The following is a 17,437-nucleotide window of genomic DNA, read 5'->3' on the forward strand; positions in this document are numbered from 1 at the left end:
CCTAAACATCGTTGAGCGCCGACTAATGGCCATTAGTCACACGAATAACATTGACCACACTAACAACATGCGACCCAAAAGTCTCAACCTTTTGTTGAATGCACGCTGCGCAAGGTTTTCCTCAGCGGGAGCGCGTTCTGAAGCTTTAGCCGAGTTGGATGCCTTGCCCGGCCATGAACGGCACCGGGTTCGTCGTATCCCAGCCGTTGGGGCGCACCTCAAAGTGAAGGTGGCATCCGGTGGAGTTTCCGGTCGAGCCCACGCTGGCGATCTTCGTTCCGACGGCCACACTCTGCCCAGAAGAAACCTTAATGCCGCCGTCGACGATGTGGCCATACGCGGTGCGCAATCCACCAGCGTGCTCAATGATGATGTAGTTTCCGTACCCGCCATTCCAGCCATAACCGGCATAGACAACGGTTCCGCTCGACGCCGCGTAAATGCCAGCACCGCACGCAGCACCGATATCAGTTCCCTTATGGAAGTTGGACCCGTAATTCGAGCTGTAGCCATACACCGACGTGATGTATCCACCGGCGGGGCGAGCCCAACCACTCAGGCTGATTTCACCCGCGTCCAAGTTCGGAACTTGGGCCGCAGCTTCTGCAGCCGCGCGAGCAGCTTCGCGCTCACGCACGCCCTCTAGATAGCTATCTTCAGTTGCCTTGCGAGCAGAAGTCAGCGCGGCGAGCTGAGCGTCAAACTCAATCTTGCGCTCCTGCTGCTCGGCGAGAGCTTCCTCGGCGGCCTGAGCGGCGGCTTGAGCCTCAGCAAAAGCCTCTTCAGCAGCGATCTTGAGGATCTCAAGCTCAGCGCGAGCAACCTCAGCAGCGTCGGTCAGCGACTGCGCTGTGTTGCGAGCCTGAACGGCACGCTCAAATAGAGCGGATGTCTGCTGCGAGATCTTCGATGACATCCCCAGGTTGTAGAGCAGCGCATCCGCGTCCTGTGAATTGGCCAAAAGGCTAGTGGTCACGTCGCCACCACCGGCACGCACGAGCCGCGACGCAAGCTCACCGATGCGCGTCTCAGCTTCGTCAGCTTCGGCGCTTGCGGCATCCGCTTGCTCTTGCAAGGTTGCGGTCTGGGTTGCCTTGGCCTGGTACTTCGTATCGGCCTCTTGCCAGATGTTGCCCTTTTCTTCGGCATCTTTCTGGGCGGCTGCAGCGTCAGCCTCGAGCTGAACGAGTGCCGCCTTGATGCGCTCTACAACTTTTTTGGTTGCGGCTTCATCATCGCGGGCCTCGGTGACATCGCTCCAGGTGGGGTAGTCATCGGCGAAGGCAGCCTGGCTCGTGTCGGCAACGACGCTCACGCCGACAATGAGGCTCAGCGCGGCAGTAAAACCAACGGCGCGGAACGCTATCGAGCGAAACGCTCGCGTTGCCGTGGTTCCCCGACTCGCATGCTTGACCTTCATGATTCCCCTCAGCGTTATCGGTCGTTGGTTGAGAGCCCGTAGCCACACGGGGAAAGTGCACCCGCGCTAACGAGACCTGGCCCAAAAGTCTCAACCATTTAATGAACGTAGTATCTGAACGCCTCAGAGTCAGGTACATTTAAGCCTGTTGGGAAAAAGCGTTTCGCGAGATACAAAATAGTTTGCTTCTCAGTTTGGTAAATCACGAAACGCACCGTATGCTTTTCCCTCGGTAGCTAAGAAGTTCTGTGACTTCGAGGCCCCATCGTTTAGTGGCCTAGGACACCGCCCTTTCACGGCGGCAGCACGGGTTCGAATCCCGTTGGGGTCACCAGACACACACAGAATTTAATAGCTTGGCCCTGTAGCGCAGTTGGTTAGCGCGCCGCCCTGTCACGGCGGAGGTCGCCGGTTCAAGTCCGGTCAGGGTCGCAAAACAGAAAGCCTCTTCGCAAGGAGGGGCTTTTTCTGTAGCAAGGGGCAACTCTTGCGCGTAGGAGGAAACTCTTACGGCTCTGTAGCTCAGTTGGTAGAGCGCACGACTGAAAATCGTGAGGTCACGGGATCGACGCCCGTCGGAGCCACTTGACCCTTTCCCGGGCTTCTACCGGGCGAGGGTCATTTTTTTGCCCGCCGCTCCTTCCCGCGTAGCTCGCCGTTGCGCGCAGCCATTCGCGTCGCGTGAATCGCGGCATGCTTCCGCACCTGTCGAGCTTCCCGGATCAATGGCACATCGGGTTCAACCAATGCGTCCGACACCGGGGATGAAACGGCCGACACGCAGCGCGTAATCCGCGTAGTCGACGTAGCGTTCGACGAGCATGCGTTCCTCCCAGCGCGCTTTGATCATGAGCAGCACCACGAGCGCCAGCCATGTTCCTAGGTGCCACCAGGATGCACCGGCCAACGCGATGCCGAGGGAACCGACCAAGAGGCCGCTATAGATCGGATGGCGAACCCAGCCGTACAGGCCGTCCGTGACCAACTCTGAGTTCGCGAGCGGCACCGGATTGGCGGTGAGGGAACGCCCGAGCCCGCGCACCCCCAAAACTGCGATGATGGCTCCGGCGAGCGCGAGCACGCCGGCGACGCTGAAAGCGATTGCGTCTCTGTGCCACAGCGGGTCAGTCCACGGCAGAAGCACCAACGCAGCGATCAGCACAAATTGCAGCGCAACAAGTGCGAGCCCGATGATGCGTCTGTTCATGAGCGCCTCTCCCTCGTGAAGTCCTGAGTAGAGGCTAAGGCCTACGGCGCATCCACCGTCTGGCGGAAGAGGATCGTGTTGTCTTGAGTGAGGCTTGTTCCCCAGATGAGTTCTGCTGAGGAATCCCACGAGACCTCGTTATAGCCATCCTTGGGGCTGACCTCGGCTGCGCTGAAAACACCCGCGGAGGTCCAGGAGCTGGAATCGAAGTCAGTCGCGAACCAGTCGTCTGCGACATCCGTCACCTCAAAGGTGCACGCAGTGTCAGGATCAGCGGCGTTCTCACAGCTGGTGTCGAGCGGAGCACGCTGGATGACGAGCGACTCCCAGGAACCGTCAGTCGCGGTAATAACGTTGCCAGAAGCATCCGTCACTTGGGCAATCAGACCACCGTCGCCCATCTGCTGATTAGCGAGACCGATGTACTCGATACCGGAGTCGGTCTCCTTGAAGTCTTTCGCCTCAATCGCGATAGTCAACGGATAGCTTGCCGTGAAGGTGAACGTCTCCTTGTTGAAGGAACGCTCAGTGGTGATCGGAACCGAGTCTTCGCCAACGAGCTCACCATTCACATACATCTCAAACCAGTTATCGGCCCAGACATCGGCAGTGAACTCCTGCAGCTCGCCAGATGACTCCGCCGTTTCGGCCGGCGCCGCCGATTCGACCGTGGTTGTGGCGGTGTCGGATGCCGTGCTGCCAGCACACGAGGCCAGCGCCAGAACACTGACCGCGACAGTGGCGGCGAAGGTGAGCGAGCGAGCAGTGTGGCGCATGATGACATCCAAACATCGAAGGGTGAGTCTTCGACGCTATGAGGAATGTCTATGGGCTGGCTGAACGTATCAACTCACCACCAGCAGATTGTCTACCCCTCGACTTGGGGCGACGCCGGAGATAGCACCCGCGGTTGGCACATGGAAAGATTCGAACGTGACAGACACGACTCCCGAATCAACGTCGGAAATAGCGGCAGATGACGAGGGCTCATTCCCTTGGTTGCGCGTCGCTATCGCCACTCAAGTAGTCGCAATCGTGTGGGGGTTCTTCCCTCTCAACGATCCCGAAGCCGGATTGATCACCTCCGGCGTGATCGGGCTTTTACTGCTTATTCAAGTGGGCCGCGGGAACGAATGGGCCCGCAAGGGTTTTCTGGCTATCAACATATGGGCGCTCGCACTTCGGGGGCTTGTCGCCTTCACAGCGCAGTACTTTCCGAAGGCAGAGTACGAGATCAACTGGGTGAATATGATTCTGAGCGTCGTTGCGGTCTACGCGGTGCTCAAGCTTCCGCGGCAAACCCGCGAAGAGAGACCGACGGATCCCGTCCTAGGCTGATTCTCTCCGCAAGTCCCGCTGGCGGCACTCTGCCCTGCACCCGAATGGCACGGCAGAGCACCGTGGTGCCAGCGCGCATGAGAGTTGTTGCCTAGCTCTCCTGACGACGGCCGTAATGGGGCGTTGTGAAGGCGCGATCCCAAGGGGCTCCCGGGGCCAGCAGCTCACGCCACGGCGCAACCTCGACGTACAGCACACGCATCGCGTCAAGTGCGTTGTCATGCAGCGACTTGCCGTCAGTCGAAACCGCATCCTCAGGCACTGCCACTTCGAAGTTCTTCATCATGCCTGTGCGCGACGTGGTTTCAATACAGACATTGGTCTGCAGCCCGGCAACAACGAGACGGCGAACGTCGAGATTGCGCAGAATCGTGTCGAGGTCTGTCTGGAAGAAGGCGTCCCAACGGTGTTTTTCGATAACGATGTCACCGGGCTGTGGGGCCACGGAATCGAGGATCTGTGACGACCAGTCGCTGGGATCGAAACCCGGACCCTCTGCGGCATCCGCGAGCTTTGCTTCGAGGCGACGGATGCTCGGAGTCGTGTCTGCGCCATCCGGCCGGCTTACTTGGCGCGTGTAGATGATCGGGATGCCCTTCGAGCGAGCGTCGGCGAGCAACGCTGAACACTCTGCAACCACCGCATCAAGGTTCCAAATCGGTGGCCACCCGAAGGCATCGCGTCGATCTTGCTCAAGGTACATGTTTTGCATGTCGATCATGACAACAGCTGTCCGGTCGCTCATAGGGCTCTCGCTCTCTACTCATCTTTAGTGTGGAAACGTACTCCAATACTGTTGTACAGTATCGGTGTTTCCTTTGTGTTTCCGTCCGCACTTCATTTCGGTTATCTACGACATTGACGCTGCCACCAACGAAAGGCTCTCGTGACCGCCGGCAACTCAGCAGCCGCTCAGCAGCGCGCACCACATCGTTGGGCGACATTCGCCGTGCTTGCGGCAACCGCTGCGCTCACCATCCTGGACGTGTCGAAAGTTGGCGTTGCGTTGCCCGCAATCCAAGCATCTACTGGTGGCTCGGGCTCCACTATTCAAGTCATGGTGGTGGGCTACACCCTCGCTTACGCCGTCTTGTTGTTGCCCGCCGGACGCGTCGGCGACGTTCTGTCCCGCAAAGGCATTTTCTTGGTCGGCGGGTTTATGTTCCTCGGCGCGAGCGTGGTCTGCGCCCTAGCTCCTGATATCGCGTGGCTGATCGGAGGACGCCTGCTTCAAGGCGCCGGAGCAGGCATATTGATGCCGCAAGTGCTCGGGCTTATCCAACGCATTTTCCCGCCTGAAGAACGATCACGCCCACTCGCGGCTCTAGCGGCAACGATCGCGGCTACCGCGCTGTTCGGCCCCGTAATCGCTGGAGTTCTCATGGAACTCGTCGGCGGTCCCGAAGCTTGGCGAGCACTCTTTTGGCTCAACGTCGTTATCGGAATTGTGGTGCTGCCCGTTGCAGTCTTCGTGGTGCGAGAACCACGCGGCGAAAAGCGCCACGGGTTCGACACGATCGGAGTTATTCTCCTGACGCCAGCCGTTATTTTGCTCGCTGGCCCTCTGAGCACGGTCTCCTCTGACTCGCCAGCATCATGGTTGACGCTGGCATTGACGCTGCTGGGGGCAATTTTCGCACTCGCTTTCGTCTTCTACGAGCGGCACCGAGCGCGCAATGGCCGCCAAGCTCTCGTTGACCCACTGCTATTCGGGTTTCGACACCTGACGGTTGGTGTTTTCATTGCCGGATTCATGCACGCAGCGGCCACCGCTGGCACCCTCGTCATCACCGTTGGACTACAACGCGAGGCGGGACAGACCGCGCTCCAGACAGCTCTCTGGATGCTTCCCGCAGCCGTGGCCACGATCATCGGTTCGTGGATTGCCGGCAGGCTCCCCCAGCGCTCGACCTACCGCTTGATCGCAATAGGAACCGGCATGGGCGCACTCTCACTAGCAGGAATCGCGGTGGCCTTCGGCAGCGCCCCCATCGCAGCGCTACCGTGGATCGTTAGCGCTATCCTGGTCACCAATTCGTTCGGAAATGCACTAGCGGGGCCTGCGAACCAAGCACGCACGTTGGTTGAAGTTCCTGACTATCGAGCAAGTGTCGCCGGATCCTTGATTCAATTTTCACAGCGTTTCGGCTCCGCAATCGGTATCGCGTTCGCGCTCATCCTCTACTACGGCTACGAGGATGTAGCCACGGTCGCGGGCCAACCCACGCTCGGTCCGACACTCGCGATTGCACTCACCTCGGTCTTCCTGTTCATAGCGGCAATCCTCGCGCTCCTAGATCGCGCACGCAGCCGCAGGACGGCCCCGCACGCGGAGCCAGAGCTCCGTGGGTCGAATCCACTAGCGACACACGCAAGCATCTAGCCTGCAGGGCCGCCAAGCGCCGCAAGTGGCAACCCAGCCGAGGTAGCACCGCAGCATCGCACTCGCTGGGAGCCGAGTGATGCCACAGAACTAAGACCCAGCGCCATAAGCCCGCGCAGCCCAGTCCGACGTTCCCGGCGCTCCCGGCCCGGACCAGCCCTGGCACGGCCCAGAACCAGTCTCCGCAAGCCTCATACGCCGCGACACACAGTGGTCGACGGCGAGAGAGACAAAGTGCCCTCATCGCCTTCGCGCGAAGGTGCAAAGTCGATGAGGCGTGGAGGCGCGCGAAAGGCCGGCCCCGTCGTTAGACGGGGCCGGCCGCTGTGGCGCTAGCTGTTCTTAGTCAGCCATCGATACGTCAGTGAATTCAACCCACCAGCTTTTCGGCTGCTCATAGCCTTCGACAGCAGCTGACATGGCGCGAGGTGCGGTGTCGTTAGCAACGAACAACCACGCAGCATCCTCAGTGACGAGATGTCCGACCTCTGTCAGGAGCGCACCACGCTCCTCTTCGTCAGTTGTCACGATCGCCTGAGCGTAAGCCGCATCTGCTTCTTCGTTGCAGTAGCTAAAGAAGTTGCCATCGCAACCGAACCAGAAGCCGTTCCAGCTTGAGGGCTGTTCAAGGCTGAACGCCTGGTTCGCAGCGTTCCAACCAGTGTCACCCTCACCCAACTGCCCGTACATGCCCGAGAAGTCCACTGGGTCAAGGGTGACCCGAATGCCAACCTCGGCCAGTTGCGCTTGCAACGCTTCGTTCATCGACTTGGCCTGCATCGAACCAGAACCGGCTGTGATGTAGCCAACCGTGATGTCAACACCATCGGCATAGCCAGCTTCAGCGAGAAGCTCACTCGCCAGTTCGGGGTCGTAGCTATAGATGTCATCGGCTTCGTCATAATAAAGGCTCGCGGGGGCGAACATCTGATACGCCGGCGAAGCTGTGTCGTGCAGCAGGTCACTAGCAATTGCCTCACGGTCAATCGCGTAGTTCATCGCTTGACGCACGCGGATGTCATCCAGCGGCGCCTCCTGCGTCATCAACTGCCATGACCATTCCCAGTCAAACGCGTTACCGGCCGTAACGAACCCAGCCGCTTCGAGGCTTGCAAAGTCATCTGGTTGCGCTGACTCGATCCAGTCGACACGGCCCGAACGCAAGGCAGCGGTGCGAGCCGAAGCATCAGGAATCAATTCAACAGTCAGCCGGTCGAGCTTTGCTACGTCAGCCCAGTAATCGTCATTGCGAACGAACGAGATCGACTGGTTCTCTTCGAGGGAATCGAAAACGAACGGCCCAGTTCCGACCGGATCCTTGGCCTGACCTGCTGCACCAAATTCCTCCAACGAAGCGGGGCTAGCGAAGTAGACGTTGTAGAGGTCAGCAAGGAAGAAGGCAAAAGGCTCGTTGAGATGGAAAACGACCGTCATGTCGTCGACCTTTTCGGTCGACTCAATGAAGTTCAGCACCGAGTAGTAGGTCACCAGCACCGGGTCGTAATTCGGGTCAGTCTCGTCCATATAGCGAGTGAGGTTATAGAGCAACGCGTCAGCATCCCACGCCGTGCCATCGTGGAAAGTCACGTCCTCTTGCAGGTGGATGGTGTAATCGAGGTCGTTTTCCGCGATCTCCCATGACGCCGCCAAAGCCGGCGCGACGCCAGCAGGGGCGTTCGGGTCAGAAACGTCTCGCTTGGTAAGCCCCTCGTAGATCAGGTTTCCGATGAGTCGCTGGCCCTCATAGCCGGCGGTGGTGATGGCACCGGTATCAAGGCTGGGGAAGGATGCCATCTGTGAACCGATGACGAGTTCTTGCTCAGCTGTGTCTCCGCTGTCGCTACCGGCACAGCCGGTCAGGACGAGTGCTGTAGACACAACCGCGGCCGCGACCGCCGTTAAGCGCCGCGTGCGGGTGTTTGTGAAATGCATGTCTCTCCTTGTGTCGTAGGGGTGTGCGCGTTTTTTTCATCGGTCATACGGCCTCCGCACTATGCCTCGCGTCCAAAAGCACCCGCGTGTACGGGTCTTTCGGATCGTCCAACACGGCGCGAGTCGGCCCCGACTCGACGACTTCACCGCGGTTCAGTACGAGCACGTCATCGCTGATGTGCTCGATGACCGCGAGGTCATGGCTGATAAAAAAGAGTGCAACACCAAGATCGCTCTGCAGCTCTGCAAAGGTGTTGAGCACCTGCGCTTGAACTGACTTATCCAGTGCCGACACCGCCTCGTCAGCAACAATCACCTCTGGGTTATTGGCGATCGCGCGTGCGATTGCAATCCGTTGAGCCTGACCACCAGATAATTCGTGCGGGTAGGCGTGAAGGTAGTCAGCAGTGAGGGATACGCGCGCCAACAGTTCCACGCAACGTGCGGACCACTCGCGGGTGGGCACCCCCTGAGCCCGGAGTTGAAAGGCGAGCGACTGCTGAACCGTCATCGTGGGGTTGAGGGCGTGCCTCGGATCCTGGGGAACCAGTTGAATTCGTCGGCGCGCCATACGCAGCTGGCGCTCAGTCATCGAGAACAAGTCATCGTCACCGAGGGTGACGACACCGGCATCCGGAGCCATGAGTCGCATCACAATTCTGCCGAGAGTCGACTTTCCGCTACCTGATTCACCTACTACACCGAGCGTTCGTCCGCGCTCAAGGCGGAAGGACACCCCGTCGAGTGCGGTAAATGCGCCAAAACGCTTCACGATGCCATCGGCAGCGAGAACTGAACTCATGCTGTTACCTCCTGAGGAGTTGAAGCCACGGCATGGCCGGGCTCGACGTCACGCAACGGACCCCAATCCCGCCTCATCCGCACCTCGTCTGGGACGACCGCGAGCTCCCCTCGCGGAGTGTTAGCTGACGGTTCGGCTGCGAGAAGCGCACGCGTGTACTCGTGCTGCGCGTTGTGGAGAACTTGATGCGCGAAGCCGAGCTCAACAATGCGGCCGCCCAACATGACCGCAACGCGGTCGTGCGGCTTCGAGGCGATGAGCGCTGCGATGCCAATGTCGTGAGTGATGAAGAGAATTGCGGTCTCCATACGCTCACGAAGATCATCGAGGAGTCGCACGACTTGAACGCCGACTGAGGCGTCGAGAGCGCTCGACGGCTCATCCGCGATGATCAGCTCCGGCTCACAGCAGATTGCGATCGCGATCGCGACTCGCTGACGCATGCCACCAGAGATTTCGTGGGGGTAGTTGTGCAAAACCCTTTCAGGATCAGCGATGTGCACGAGCTCGAGCAGCTCCGTTGCTCGAACAAGAGCTGCGGCACGATTGGGAGCCTTACCGTGTTGCAACAGTGTCTCGGTTATCTGGCCGCCGATTCTCCGCATCGGATCGAGCGAAGAGTTTGGGTCTTGCGGCACCATTCCGATTCTGTCGCCGTGAAGTCGGCGAAGAGCTCGGCGATCCGCGCTCAGAAGCTCGACACCATCGAACTCGACCGTGCCCTCGACCTTTGCCGCGGGATGAGCCATCCCTGTAATAGTGCGAGCGAACACCGTCTTGCCACTGCCGGATTCGCCGAGGAGAACCGTGACTTGAGAGCGCTCGAGGCCGAGGCCGATCGAATCGACGACAGTGTTCCAGCCGCCGCGAGGTGAACGAAACGAGACGGAGACGTTCGAGGCGTCGAGCGTCAACGGTGTTTGGTCATCGAGTTGTCCTCCCGATGCTGCGGATGTGGTGCCTAGGCTCATGACTCTTGCCCCCGTCCAGAGATGGCATCTCGAAAGCCATCCCCGACGAGAGGAAAGAGCATCGAGAGCGCGATGATTACGACGACGGGTGCGAGCGCCAGCCCGGGGTCGCTATAAATGGCAGCCTGCATTTCTTGAAGGATGGATCCCAACTCCGGTTCTGGTGAAGGAACTCCAAGCCCAATGAACCCAAGCCCACCCGCAATGGCGATGTTGGCCCCCACAAGTGAGGTCGAGAATGCTAGGACCGCCGGCAGCGCAACCGGAACGATCTGTCGCCCCAGAATCGACGGGAGGCCTGCACCACTAGCTCGCGCGACCGTGACGAAATCAAGTTCGCGGATTCGTGTCACTTCGGTCTCAGCGATTCGAGCGACGGGTGCGATCCAGACCAGAGTCAGCGCGAGGATGAGCGTTCCCAGACCGACGCCGAGGGTGATGGCGAGAAGAAGTGAAAGTAGCACGCCGGGAAATGCAAACATGACGTCGACGGCGCGCATCAGGATGGTGTTCGTTACCTTGCCCGCGAGCCCCGCAATAGTGCCGATAATCAGGCCGAGCGTCGTGGCTATCACGATGGGCACGACCCCAGCAATGAGAGAGGTACGCGTTCCGTACACCAGCCGACTCAGCATGTCGCGGCCTTGGCTATCCGTTCCCAGGACGTGACCATCGCTGAAGAACGGCAGCAGTCGTTCGGCGAGTGATCCACTCAGAGGATCAGCGATCGGCAATACCGGAGCGAGAACCACGATCAGCCCCACGCTGGCGACCAAGGCGAGCGCGACTTGGCTCCTCAGTGGAAGCCGAGAGAGAAGCGCCCGGCGCTGGAACCGCGGAGCTGCGGTCTTCAAGGGTGTTGCCATGGTGGCTTTCCTTCCGATGACGGGAAATCTAGTCATGCCCGACCTACACGGATGCGGGGATCAAGTAGTGCATTGAGAATGTCGGCGAGGAGAAGCACGACAACGAAGACGACAGCGATGAGCAGCGCGACGGCCTGAACGAGGGTGTAATCGCGCAAGCTAACTGATTGCACGACGAGGGCACCGAGGCCGGGAATGCTGAAGATGTTCTCGACGAATAGAGCGCCACCGAGCATCGAGCCAACTTGGATTCCCAACACGGTGATCATGGGCGGCAGTGCGTTGTGATGCGCATGCACCGCGAGTCGCCACGGGGAAAGCCCTCGAGCGCGAAGTGCGGGGAGGAGTTCTGTCGATTGAAGGGTGGCGATCGACGTCTTCAACGAGCGACCCATTTGCGCTCCGGGGGCGAGCGCCAATGCTGTGGCGGGGAGCACGAGATGTGCGGCGACATCGAAGAAGCCGCCATCGCCGCGAGAACTAATGCCACCGGCAGGGAACAGAGGAAGCAGCACTGCGAATGCAAGCAGCAGGAGTAGCGCAACGGTGTACTGCGGTGCCGACAAGAAGAATGCCTCGACCCAGTCGATCACTCGACGCACCCAGCGGATGGATGACGTGGCGAGATTGCCCATGACGAGAGCAAGGACGACGGCTATCAGCGTTGCGGCTGCTCCGAGCATCGCAGTGTTTTCGAGTGCTGGCCCCACAATATCTGCGACGGGTCGGCCCTGACTGTAGGAGTACCCCAGATCGCCCGTAACGAGACGGCCTAGCCAGCCGAAGAACTGCACCAGTATCGATTGGTCTAAGCCCATCACGATACGCAGCTCGGCGCGCTCCTCAGGAGTACTGTCAGTTCCAAGGATCGTGAGCGCCGGGTCACCCGGTATTGCTCGGATCGCGAAAAAGACTACGGCCGCTACGAAAAACGCAGTGAGAACCGTCAAGAGCAGTCGTGCTCCAACGAACCGGAGAAACCGGTTATGTGCCAAATTCTTGTACTCCACAATTGGAATTAGACCGTACTTCTATTTCGAAAGTGTTACAGCGGCATTAACCCCAAAACTTCATGCCAAAGGTATAGTTCAAGAAAGGAGCATTCTGGCAAGCATCGGCGCTTGACGAGCAACGCCCGATGACCTAAATTGACGATGGCTCGAATCAAAGGAGGCCCTCTTGGCGCTGAGGCATGCAATACTTTCCGCCCTCTCACGGGGGATTCCACGCACCGGCTACGATCTCAATTCGAGCTTCGCCGACGATGTCGACCGCGCGTGGCATGCAAGCCCTTCGCAGGTCTATTCCGAGCTGACCAAGATGGAGTCCAAGGGATTCATCGACATCAGCGAGCGAAATGAGCGCGGGCGCACAAGCTACGTCATCAACGAAGCTGGCATCGAGGAACTCCGCCGCTGGCTACTCCATGACGAGCCTGATCACGGAATCCGCGACGATGCAATGATGCGCCTTCTCACGTTGTGGGTTCTTGACGACACGAACGCTGGCTATCTCATTGATGCCGAAATCTCATTCCAGCGACGCAGACAACTGAGCCTCAAGCACATGCTTGATTCGTGGGATGAAGTTCGCGAAGACACTCGTGTCTGGCGCAATCGTCACGCCATGCACTGGCTATGGCTGCACCAAACGCAAGAGATGCTGACCTGGCTCGAAGACTTCCGTGAAATTTTGGAAAACCCGGAGCTCTCGGTGCGCGACGTCTTTGCTAAGTACGTCGCGTCATCGGACGCAGCCGTAAGCGCCAGCGTCGACAAAGTTTAGGCTGGAACGATGGATGACGCTTCAAACTCAGGCTGCGGAGACAGCTGCACCTGCACTCCCCAGCGCAGTTTCGCAGCCCCTCTCGGCATGCCGCTGGCAGCACCGCCCGCGTCATCCTCAGCAGTAAGCGCCGACGCGATCGCCGCATCCGCGCCGCTGACCTCCGAAGCCGGCAACCACCTCATCGAGCAGGCCGCAATACCCGCCGGCACCTTCGTGATGGGCGATTCCTCGGGCGACCGCAACGCCGCCGATGGCGAACTGCCGCAGCATCCGGTCGCCCTGAGCGCTTTCTCAATCGATGTCACGAGTGTCACTAACGACGACTTCGCACGATTCGTTGATGCCACGGGCTACCTCACCGAGGCCGAAACTTTCGGCAATTCAGCGGTTTTCCATCTCGCTGTCGACGCCCCTGAGGAAGACATTATGGGGCGGGCCGCCGGAGCTCCCTGGTGGTTCGGCGTGACGGGTGCCGACTGGAAGCACCCCGGCGGGCGCAATTCTTCCCTCGAAGGTTTGGGCGATCATCCGGCCGTGCACATCAGCTTTAACGACGCCGAAGCCTATTGCGCGTGGGCCGGACGCCGCCTCCCCACCGAAGCCGAGTGGGAGTACGCCTCTCGCGGAGGTCTCGACCAAACCAAGTACCCGTGGGGTGACGACGAAATGGATGCCGGCGGCTGGCGCACGAACATTTTTCAGGGTGATTTTCCCCGCACCAACACCATGGACGACGGATATCTCACCACCGCGCCCGTGCGCAGCTTCGAGCCCAACGGCTACGGCCTTTTCCAAACGGTCGGCAATGTGTGGGAATGGTGCGCCGACTGGTACGACGCGAACTACTACGCGACGCTGCCTGTCGACTCCCCCACCGACAATCCCGTCGGCCCCCACGAGGGAACCGTGCGGGTACTCCGCGGCGGCAGCTACCTGTGCCACATCTCGTACTGCAACCGGTACCGCAACTCGGCTCGATCGCAGAACACGCCAGACTCGTCGATGGGTAACGCGGGGTTCCGCACCGTCGCGCTGTAGGCGCGATTCAACCGCAGCACTCAGCGCTACGGCGTCGCCACCTCAAAGGTGTTGCAGGCGCTCGGTCCACCGTTGAGTCCGGTCGTAAACCACTGCTGACGCTTATCGCTCGAGCCGTGCGTCCACGACTCGGGAGTTACTTGACCCTGAGTCGACTCCTGGATGCGGTCGTCACCCACAGCCGATGCTGCACTCAGAGCATCCGCAATTTGGGTATCCGTCACGGGGTCAAGAAAGACCACCCCGTCATCGTTAGTAATGGTGGATGCTGCGCCCACCCACGCTCCCGCAAAGCAGTCCGCCTGCAGTTCGAGGCGCACCGAATCGGATGACGGGCCCGTTGTTTGACGGTCGAGGCCCTCCATGACGCCGGTGGAATTCTGAATGTGGTGGCCCCACTCGTGCGCAATGACATACATCTCGGCCAGAGGTCCGCCGGAGGAACCAAACCGGCTGCGCAGGTCGTCATAGAAAGCGGTGTCGACGTAGATCTTCTCGTCGGCAGGGCAATAGAACGGCCCCGTCGCGCTCGTTGCGCCACCGCATCCGGTGCTGACCTGATCAGTGAAAAGAACAACGTTGGTGGTGCGGTAGCCATCGACCTGCGCCTCCCAATAGGTGTCGAGCGAATCTGCTGCTCCGGCGATGCGGCAATCGATGTCGCTATTGGCTTTTTCTGCCGTAGTGCATTCCGTGAGAGCTTGGCCCTGTTCTTGCTCTCCGCTCGTAGCGCCGCCACCCACAAGCCCGGTTAAGTCGACGCCGAGGACTTGAGACGCGATGAATAGGCCAACTACCAGCAGTGTGCTGCCGCCACCCACCGCGATGCCGGTGTTGCGGCCGCGTCGCGAGACCTTGTCTGGATTGATACGGGCGTTGTCGTTGAACGTCATAGAGGGAATTTACTATGCACCGGGACAACTTCCCGATCTACTCAGATATCGTTGAGGAATGACTTTCATCTCCGTAATCACCGTTCTCGGCAAGGCCGTGCTCGTCGCGATGGGTGCGATCGTTGCACTCACGGGCGTCATTTTGCTCGTGAACCTTGCCGTGCCGAGCCTGCTCGCCGGCTTCACTCACTAGACACCGCCCGTCTACAGACGCGCTAGCTGAGCGAGACCTCTCACTCAGCGATTCTTCGGTCAACTCCGCCACAGGAGTTCTAGGCTAAAGGCCTACCGAAGGAGAACGTGATGCGCGAGTCCAAAGATGTAGTCCGTCAAATCACCGTCGCCGCGAGCGCGACCTTTGCCCTGATTGGCGCATTCGTAGGTTCGGGTGCCTACGGCGGAACTCCGGTCGAAGAAGTCGCTGGCGGTGCTCTCAGCGCCGACGCCACCGTTATCGCCCCGGCCGGTGCAGCATTCACCATCTGGAGCGTCATCTACTTCGGCCTTGTGGCCTACGCCGTGTGGCAGATGCTGCCGAAACAGACCAGCACAGAATTGCACCGCCGAGTGGGGTACTGGGTCGCGGCTTCTCTCGTGCTCAACGCTGCGTGGATTCTCTCGATTCAGTTCGACATGCTCGCTCTCAGCGTTCCCGTCATTATCCTTCTCCTCATCGTGCTCATCCGGGCTTATCTGATCACGGTGAAACTGCCCGCTGCTGGCGCGATTGACACCATCGTCACCGACGGCACCATTGGTCTTTACCTCGGTTGGGTGTGCGTCGCGACCGCAGCCAACATCGCCGCGTGGCTCACCGCCATTGGGTTTACGGGTTTCGGAATTTCTCAGGATGTGTGGGGCGTGGCAGTAGTGTTCGTCGCTGGCGCCGTCGGTATCGCCCTCGCCGCCCGCGGCCGCGCGCACTTCGCGCCATCGCTTTCGCTCAGCTGGGGACTCGCGTGGGTTGCCGTCGGACGTCTCACCGGTGATCTCATCTCACAGCCCACCGCGGTCGCTGCGATCGTCGCCCTCGTCGCGGTGCTTGCCAGCGCCGCAGTCTTCACCGCCGCACGCTTGCGCGCTGAACAGACCGCCTAATGGATGACCGACGCGCCTCACGCAAACGCTGGTTGGGCCTCCTCTTCATCAGCATTGCCGTGGCGCTCATCATCGTTGACTCCACGATCGTCAACGTCGCCATCCCCTCCGTTGTCGAAGACCTTGACCTCAATTCGACTCAGGTTCAGTGGGTGCAAGAAAGCTACACGCTCGTCTTCGCTTCGCTGCTGCTGGTGTTCGGCACCCTCGCCGACCGCTACGGCCGGCGCAAGGTTCTGCTCATCGGTGTTGCCATTTTCGCCCTCTCGTCGATCCTCGCCGCGACTGCTGCGACCGGCGAATTGCTGATCGCCTCGAGACTCGTGCAAGGCATCGGTGGGGCCATGATCTTGCCCTCCTCCCTCTCCACTATCAACGCGACCTTCCGCGGTCGCGAACGCGCCATCGCCTTCGCCGTCTGGGGTTCCACGATCGGCGGCATGGCGGCTGTTGGCCCGCTCCTTGGCGGCTGGCTCACGACCTACTACTCGTGGCGTTGGGCCTTCGGCATCAACGTGCCGCTCGGCGTGATTATCGTCATCGGCATCCTGATCTTCACGATCGAATCGAAGGAGCCTTCAGCTCAGCGACGAGTGGATGTTGTGGGCGCGCTTCTCTCGGTCGTTCTATTCGCTTCGCTCGTCTTCGCTCTCATCGAGGGCCGCAGTTTCGGCTGGTTCTTCAGCGATACTCCACCCGACTTCTGGACGTGGGATGTCTCGCCTATCCCCTTCGCGTTCGCCCTCGCTCTCGTGAGCGGCATCGTCTTTGTGCGCTGGGGTTTCGCTCGCGAACGTGCAGGCAAGTCAACGATGCTCGCGTTTGGACTGCTGAAGATTCCATCGTTCCGCAATGGAAATATCGCCGCGATGATTGTCTCGCTCGGTGAGTTCGGCATCATCCTGTCACTGCCACTGTGGTTGCAGAATGTGCTCGGCTACGATGCCCTGCAGACGGGTTTCGTGATTCTCGCGCTCGCTATTGGCTCATTCGTCGCAAGTGGTTTCGCGGGTGCTTTCGGCAACAAGGTGACACCGGTCACGATCGTGCGCGTCGGTATCGGCGCCGAAATAGTCGGTGTGCTCATCGTCGCTTTCGTGCTCAGTCCGGACGCCGTCTGGTGGCACATCGCGCCCGGGCTCTTCATCTACGGTTTCGGTGTCGGCCTCGCGACGGCGCAACTCACAAGCGTGGTGCTCAAGGATGTGCCGCTCAGCCAGTCGGGTCAGGGTTCCGGAACCCAGAGCACTGCCCGCCAGGTCGGCTCCGCGCTCGGAATCGCCATTCTCGGCACCGTGCTCTTCGCGAGCCTCGGCACCGGCCTCGACGCCAAGCTCGCTGACCGTGCCGAGATCCCCGCCGAAACCCGCAGCGAGATCGTGGACCTCGTCGTCGACACTGCCGGCACCGCGATCAGCACCCTCGATGAAACATCGCCGGATGCCGCAGCCGACGCCCGTCAAGCCTTCACCGACTCGACACGGTATTCCGCACTCGCGGCTGCCGGTTTCCTTGCGTTTGGATTCCTCGCCAGCCTCCGTCTCGACGGCGGGCGCCGCGGCGACGACGACGACACCGAGGGTGCCGACGGTGCTGGCGCACACAGCACTGCAGAGTCAACTGACGATCCAGCGCGCGAATAGCCGCCCGGTAGGGATACAAAAAGGCTGCCACCCCACACAGCGTGGGGCGGCAGCCTTT

Annotated in this window: 17 protein-coding genes and 3 tRNA genes; 10 read left to right on the forward strand and 10 right to left on the reverse strand. The window is 60.2% G+C overall.

The genetic code is table 11. The features are described 5' to 3' along the window. Positions 1 to 145: 145 nt before the first annotated feature. Positions 146 to 1,420, reverse strand: a complete 1,275-nt coding sequence (locus tag I6E52_RS06835; RefSeq protein WP_197155673.1) for a M23 family metallopeptidase — start codon at positions 1,418 to 1,420, stop codon at positions 146 to 148. A gap of 258 nt (positions 1,421 to 1,678) precedes the next feature. Between I6E52_RS06835 and I6E52_RS06840 the strand changes: the two genes are divergently transcribed. The 3 genes from I6E52_RS06840 (at position 1,679) to I6E52_RS06850 (ending at position 2,004) form a co-directional block, all read left to right on the forward strand. Next, a tRNA-Glu gene (locus I6E52_RS06840) sits at positions 1,679 to 1,754 on the forward strand. Between the two features lie 24 nt (positions 1,755 to 1,778). After that, positions 1,779 to 1,852: transfer RNA gene (locus I6E52_RS06845), tRNA-Asp, on the forward strand. A gap of 79 nt (positions 1,853 to 1,931) precedes the next feature. Next, a tRNA-Phe gene (locus I6E52_RS06850) sits at positions 1,932 to 2,004 on the forward strand. A gap of 155 nt (positions 2,005 to 2,159) precedes the next feature. Here I6E52_RS06850 and I6E52_RS06855 read toward each other — a convergent pair. Beyond that, positions 2,160 to 2,627: an isoprenylcysteine carboxylmethyltransferase family protein gene (locus I6E52_RS06855; protein ID WP_197155674.1), complete on the reverse strand. Its 468-nt coding sequence runs from the start codon at positions 2,625 to 2,627 to the stop codon at positions 2,160 to 2,162. Positions 2,628 to 2,668: 41 nt separating this feature from the next. Next, entirely contained in the window at positions 2,669 to 3,403 is a 735-nt protein-coding gene (locus I6E52_RS06860) for a hypothetical protein (RefSeq protein ID WP_197155675.1), read from the reverse strand. Between the two features lie 157 nt (positions 3,404 to 3,560). Here I6E52_RS06860 and I6E52_RS06865 point away from each other — a divergent pair, with 157 nt between their 5' ends. After that, positions 3,561 to 3,965 (forward strand): hypothetical protein, encoded by a 405-nt coding sequence (locus I6E52_RS06865; RefSeq protein ID WP_197155676.1) that lies wholly within the window; start codon positions 3,561 to 3,563, stop codon positions 3,963 to 3,965. A 91-nt stretch (positions 3,966 to 4,056) separates the two neighbouring features. On the opposite strand, the gene I6E52_RS06870 is transcribed toward I6E52_RS06865, so the two are convergent. Further along, positions 4,057 to 4,710 (reverse strand): cysteine hydrolase family protein, encoded by a 654-nt coding sequence (locus I6E52_RS06870; RefSeq protein ID WP_197155677.1) that lies wholly within the window; start codon positions 4,708 to 4,710, stop codon positions 4,057 to 4,059. A gap of 141 nt (positions 4,711 to 4,851) precedes the next feature. Between I6E52_RS06870 and I6E52_RS06875 the strand changes: the two genes are divergently transcribed. Beyond that, the gene (locus I6E52_RS06875; RefSeq protein WP_197155679.1) at positions 4,852 to 6,348 is read left to right on the forward strand and encodes an MFS transporter; all 1,497 of its coding nucleotides are present in this window, start codon (positions 4,852 to 4,854) and stop codon (positions 6,346 to 6,348) included. A 342-nt stretch (positions 6,349 to 6,690) separates the two neighbouring features. Here the strand turns inward: I6E52_RS06875 and I6E52_RS06880 are convergent, their stop codons facing one another. From I6E52_RS06880 to I6E52_RS06900, 5 genes are read right to left on the reverse strand one after another with little or no spacing between them, the layout of a single operon-like run. Continuing rightward, on the reverse strand, positions 6,691 to 8,280 hold the full coding sequence (locus tag I6E52_RS06880; RefSeq protein WP_197155681.1) for an ABC transporter substrate-binding protein: 1,590 nt from the start codon (positions 8,278 to 8,280) through the stop codon (positions 6,691 to 6,693). Positions 8,281 to 8,323: 43 nt separating this feature from the next. Then, the gene (locus tag I6E52_RS06885; protein WP_197109399.1) at positions 8,324 to 9,082 is read right to left on the reverse strand and encodes an ABC transporter ATP-binding protein; all 759 of its coding nucleotides are present in this window, start codon (positions 9,080 to 9,082) and stop codon (positions 8,324 to 8,326) included. Then, positions 9,079 to 10,053 carry an ABC transporter ATP-binding protein gene (locus I6E52_RS06890; protein ID WP_197155683.1) on the reverse strand — a complete coding sequence of 325 codons (975 nt, stop codon included), beginning with the start codon at positions 10,051 to 10,053 and terminating at the stop codon, positions 9,079 to 9,081. Before I6E52_RS06890 ends, I6E52_RS06885 begins: the two co-directional genes overlap by 4 nt. Then, positions 10,050 to 10,919: an ABC transporter permease gene (locus I6E52_RS06895; protein WP_197155685.1), complete on the reverse strand. Its 870-nt coding sequence runs from the start codon at positions 10,917 to 10,919 to the stop codon at positions 10,050 to 10,052. Before I6E52_RS06895 ends, I6E52_RS06890 begins: the two co-directional genes overlap by 4 nt. Positions 10,920 to 10,951: 32 nt before the next feature. Then, positions 10,952 to 11,929: an ABC transporter permease gene (locus I6E52_RS06900; RefSeq protein ID WP_307842429.1), complete on the reverse strand. Its 978-nt coding sequence runs from the start codon at positions 11,927 to 11,929 to the stop codon at positions 10,952 to 10,954. A 169-nt stretch (positions 11,930 to 12,098) separates the two neighbouring features. Here I6E52_RS06900 and I6E52_RS06905 point away from each other — a divergent pair, with 169 nt between their 5' ends. Together I6E52_RS06905 and I6E52_RS06910 are read left to right on the forward strand one after the other, a co-directional pair. Then, positions 12,099 to 12,704, forward strand: coding sequence for a PadR family transcriptional regulator (locus tag I6E52_RS06905; RefSeq protein WP_197155690.1), 606 nt, complete (start codon positions 12,099 to 12,101; stop codon positions 12,702 to 12,704). 9 nt (positions 12,705 to 12,713) lie between these two features. Next, positions 12,714 to 13,745, forward strand: a complete 1,032-nt coding sequence (locus I6E52_RS06910) for a formylglycine-generating enzyme family protein (RefSeq protein ID WP_255529278.1) — start codon at positions 12,714 to 12,716, stop codon at positions 13,743 to 13,745. A 26-nt stretch (positions 13,746 to 13,771) separates the two neighbouring features. Here the strand turns inward: I6E52_RS06910 and I6E52_RS06915 are convergent, their stop codons facing one another. After that, positions 13,772 to 14,638: a neutral zinc metallopeptidase gene (locus I6E52_RS06915; protein ID WP_197155692.1), complete on the reverse strand. Its 867-nt coding sequence runs from the start codon at positions 14,636 to 14,638 to the stop codon at positions 13,772 to 13,774. Between the two features lie 58 nt (positions 14,639 to 14,696). Here I6E52_RS06915 and I6E52_RS14440 point away from each other — a divergent pair, with 58 nt between their 5' ends. From I6E52_RS14440 to I6E52_RS06925, 3 genes are all read left to right on the forward strand, one after another. Next, positions 14,697 to 14,831 carry a hypothetical protein gene (locus tag I6E52_RS14440; RefSeq protein ID WP_255529279.1) on the forward strand — a complete coding sequence of 45 codons (135 nt, stop codon included), beginning with the start codon at positions 14,697 to 14,699 and terminating at the stop codon, positions 14,829 to 14,831. 110 nt (positions 14,832 to 14,941) lie between these two features. Then, positions 14,942 to 15,736: a tryptophan-rich sensory protein gene (locus I6E52_RS06920; protein ID WP_197155694.1), complete on the forward strand. Its 795-nt coding sequence runs from the start codon at positions 14,942 to 14,944 to the stop codon at positions 15,734 to 15,736. Continuing rightward, positions 15,736 to 17,379, forward strand: coding sequence for a DHA2 family efflux MFS transporter permease subunit (locus I6E52_RS06925; protein ID WP_197155696.1), 1,644 nt, complete (start codon positions 15,736 to 15,738; stop codon positions 17,377 to 17,379). The genes I6E52_RS06920 and I6E52_RS06925 overlap by 1 nt, the downstream gene beginning before the upstream one ends. The last annotated feature ends 58 nt before the right edge of the window (positions 17,380 to 17,437 follow it).

The sequence above is a fragment of the Salinibacterium sp. NG253 genome (genome assembly GCF_015864945.1).
Taxonomy (GTDB): domain Bacteria; phylum Actinomycetota; class Actinomycetes; order Actinomycetales; family Microbacteriaceae; genus Rhodoglobus.

Coding starts and splice junctions, on each gene's coding strand:
- I6E52_RS06870 (WP_197155677.1), bottom strand. CDS start 4,710: ATGAGCGACCGGACAGCTGTTGTCATGATCGACATGCAAAACATGTAC.
- I6E52_RS06860 (WP_197155675.1), bottom strand. CDS start 3,403: ATGCGCCACACTGCTCGCTCGCTCACCTTCGCCGCCACTGTCGCGGTC.
- I6E52_RS06895 (WP_197155685.1), bottom strand. CDS start 10,919: ATGGCAACACCCTTGAAGACCGCAGCTCCGCGGTTCCAGCGCCGGGCG.
- I6E52_RS06920 (WP_197155694.1), top strand. CDS start 14,942: ATGCGCGAGTCCAAAGATGTAGTCCGTCAAATCACCGTCGCCGCGAGC.
- I6E52_RS14440 (WP_255529279.1), top strand. CDS start 14,697: ATGACTTTCATCTCCGTAATCACCGTTCTCGGCAAGGCCGTGCTCGTC.
- I6E52_RS06915 (WP_197155692.1), bottom strand. CDS start 14,638: ATGACGTTCAACGACAACGCCCGTATCAATCCAGACAAGGTCTCGCGA.
- I6E52_RS06925 (WP_197155696.1), top strand. CDS start 15,736: ATGGATGACCGACGCGCCTCACGCAAACGCTGGTTGGGCCTCCTCTTC.
- I6E52_RS06890 (WP_197155683.1), bottom strand. CDS start 10,053: ATGAGCCTAGGCACCACATCCGCAGCATCGGGAGGACAACTCGATGAC.
- I6E52_RS06910 (WP_255529278.1), top strand. CDS start 12,714: ATGGATGACGCTTCAAACTCAGGCTGCGGAGACAGCTGCACCTGCACT.
- I6E52_RS06835 (WP_197155673.1), bottom strand. CDS start 1,420: ATGAAGGTCAAGCATGCGAGTCGGGGAACCACGGCAACGCGAGCGTTT.
- I6E52_RS06880 (WP_197155681.1), bottom strand. CDS start 8,280: ATGCATTTCACAAACACCCGCACGCGGCGCTTAACGGCGGTCGCGGCC.
- I6E52_RS06885 (WP_197109399.1), bottom strand. CDS start 9,082: ATGAGTTCAGTTCTCGCTGCCGATGGCATCGTGAAGCGTTTTGGCGCA.
- I6E52_RS06855 (WP_197155674.1), bottom strand. CDS start 2,627: ATGAACAGACGCATCATCGGGCTCGCACTTGTTGCGCTGCAATTTGTG.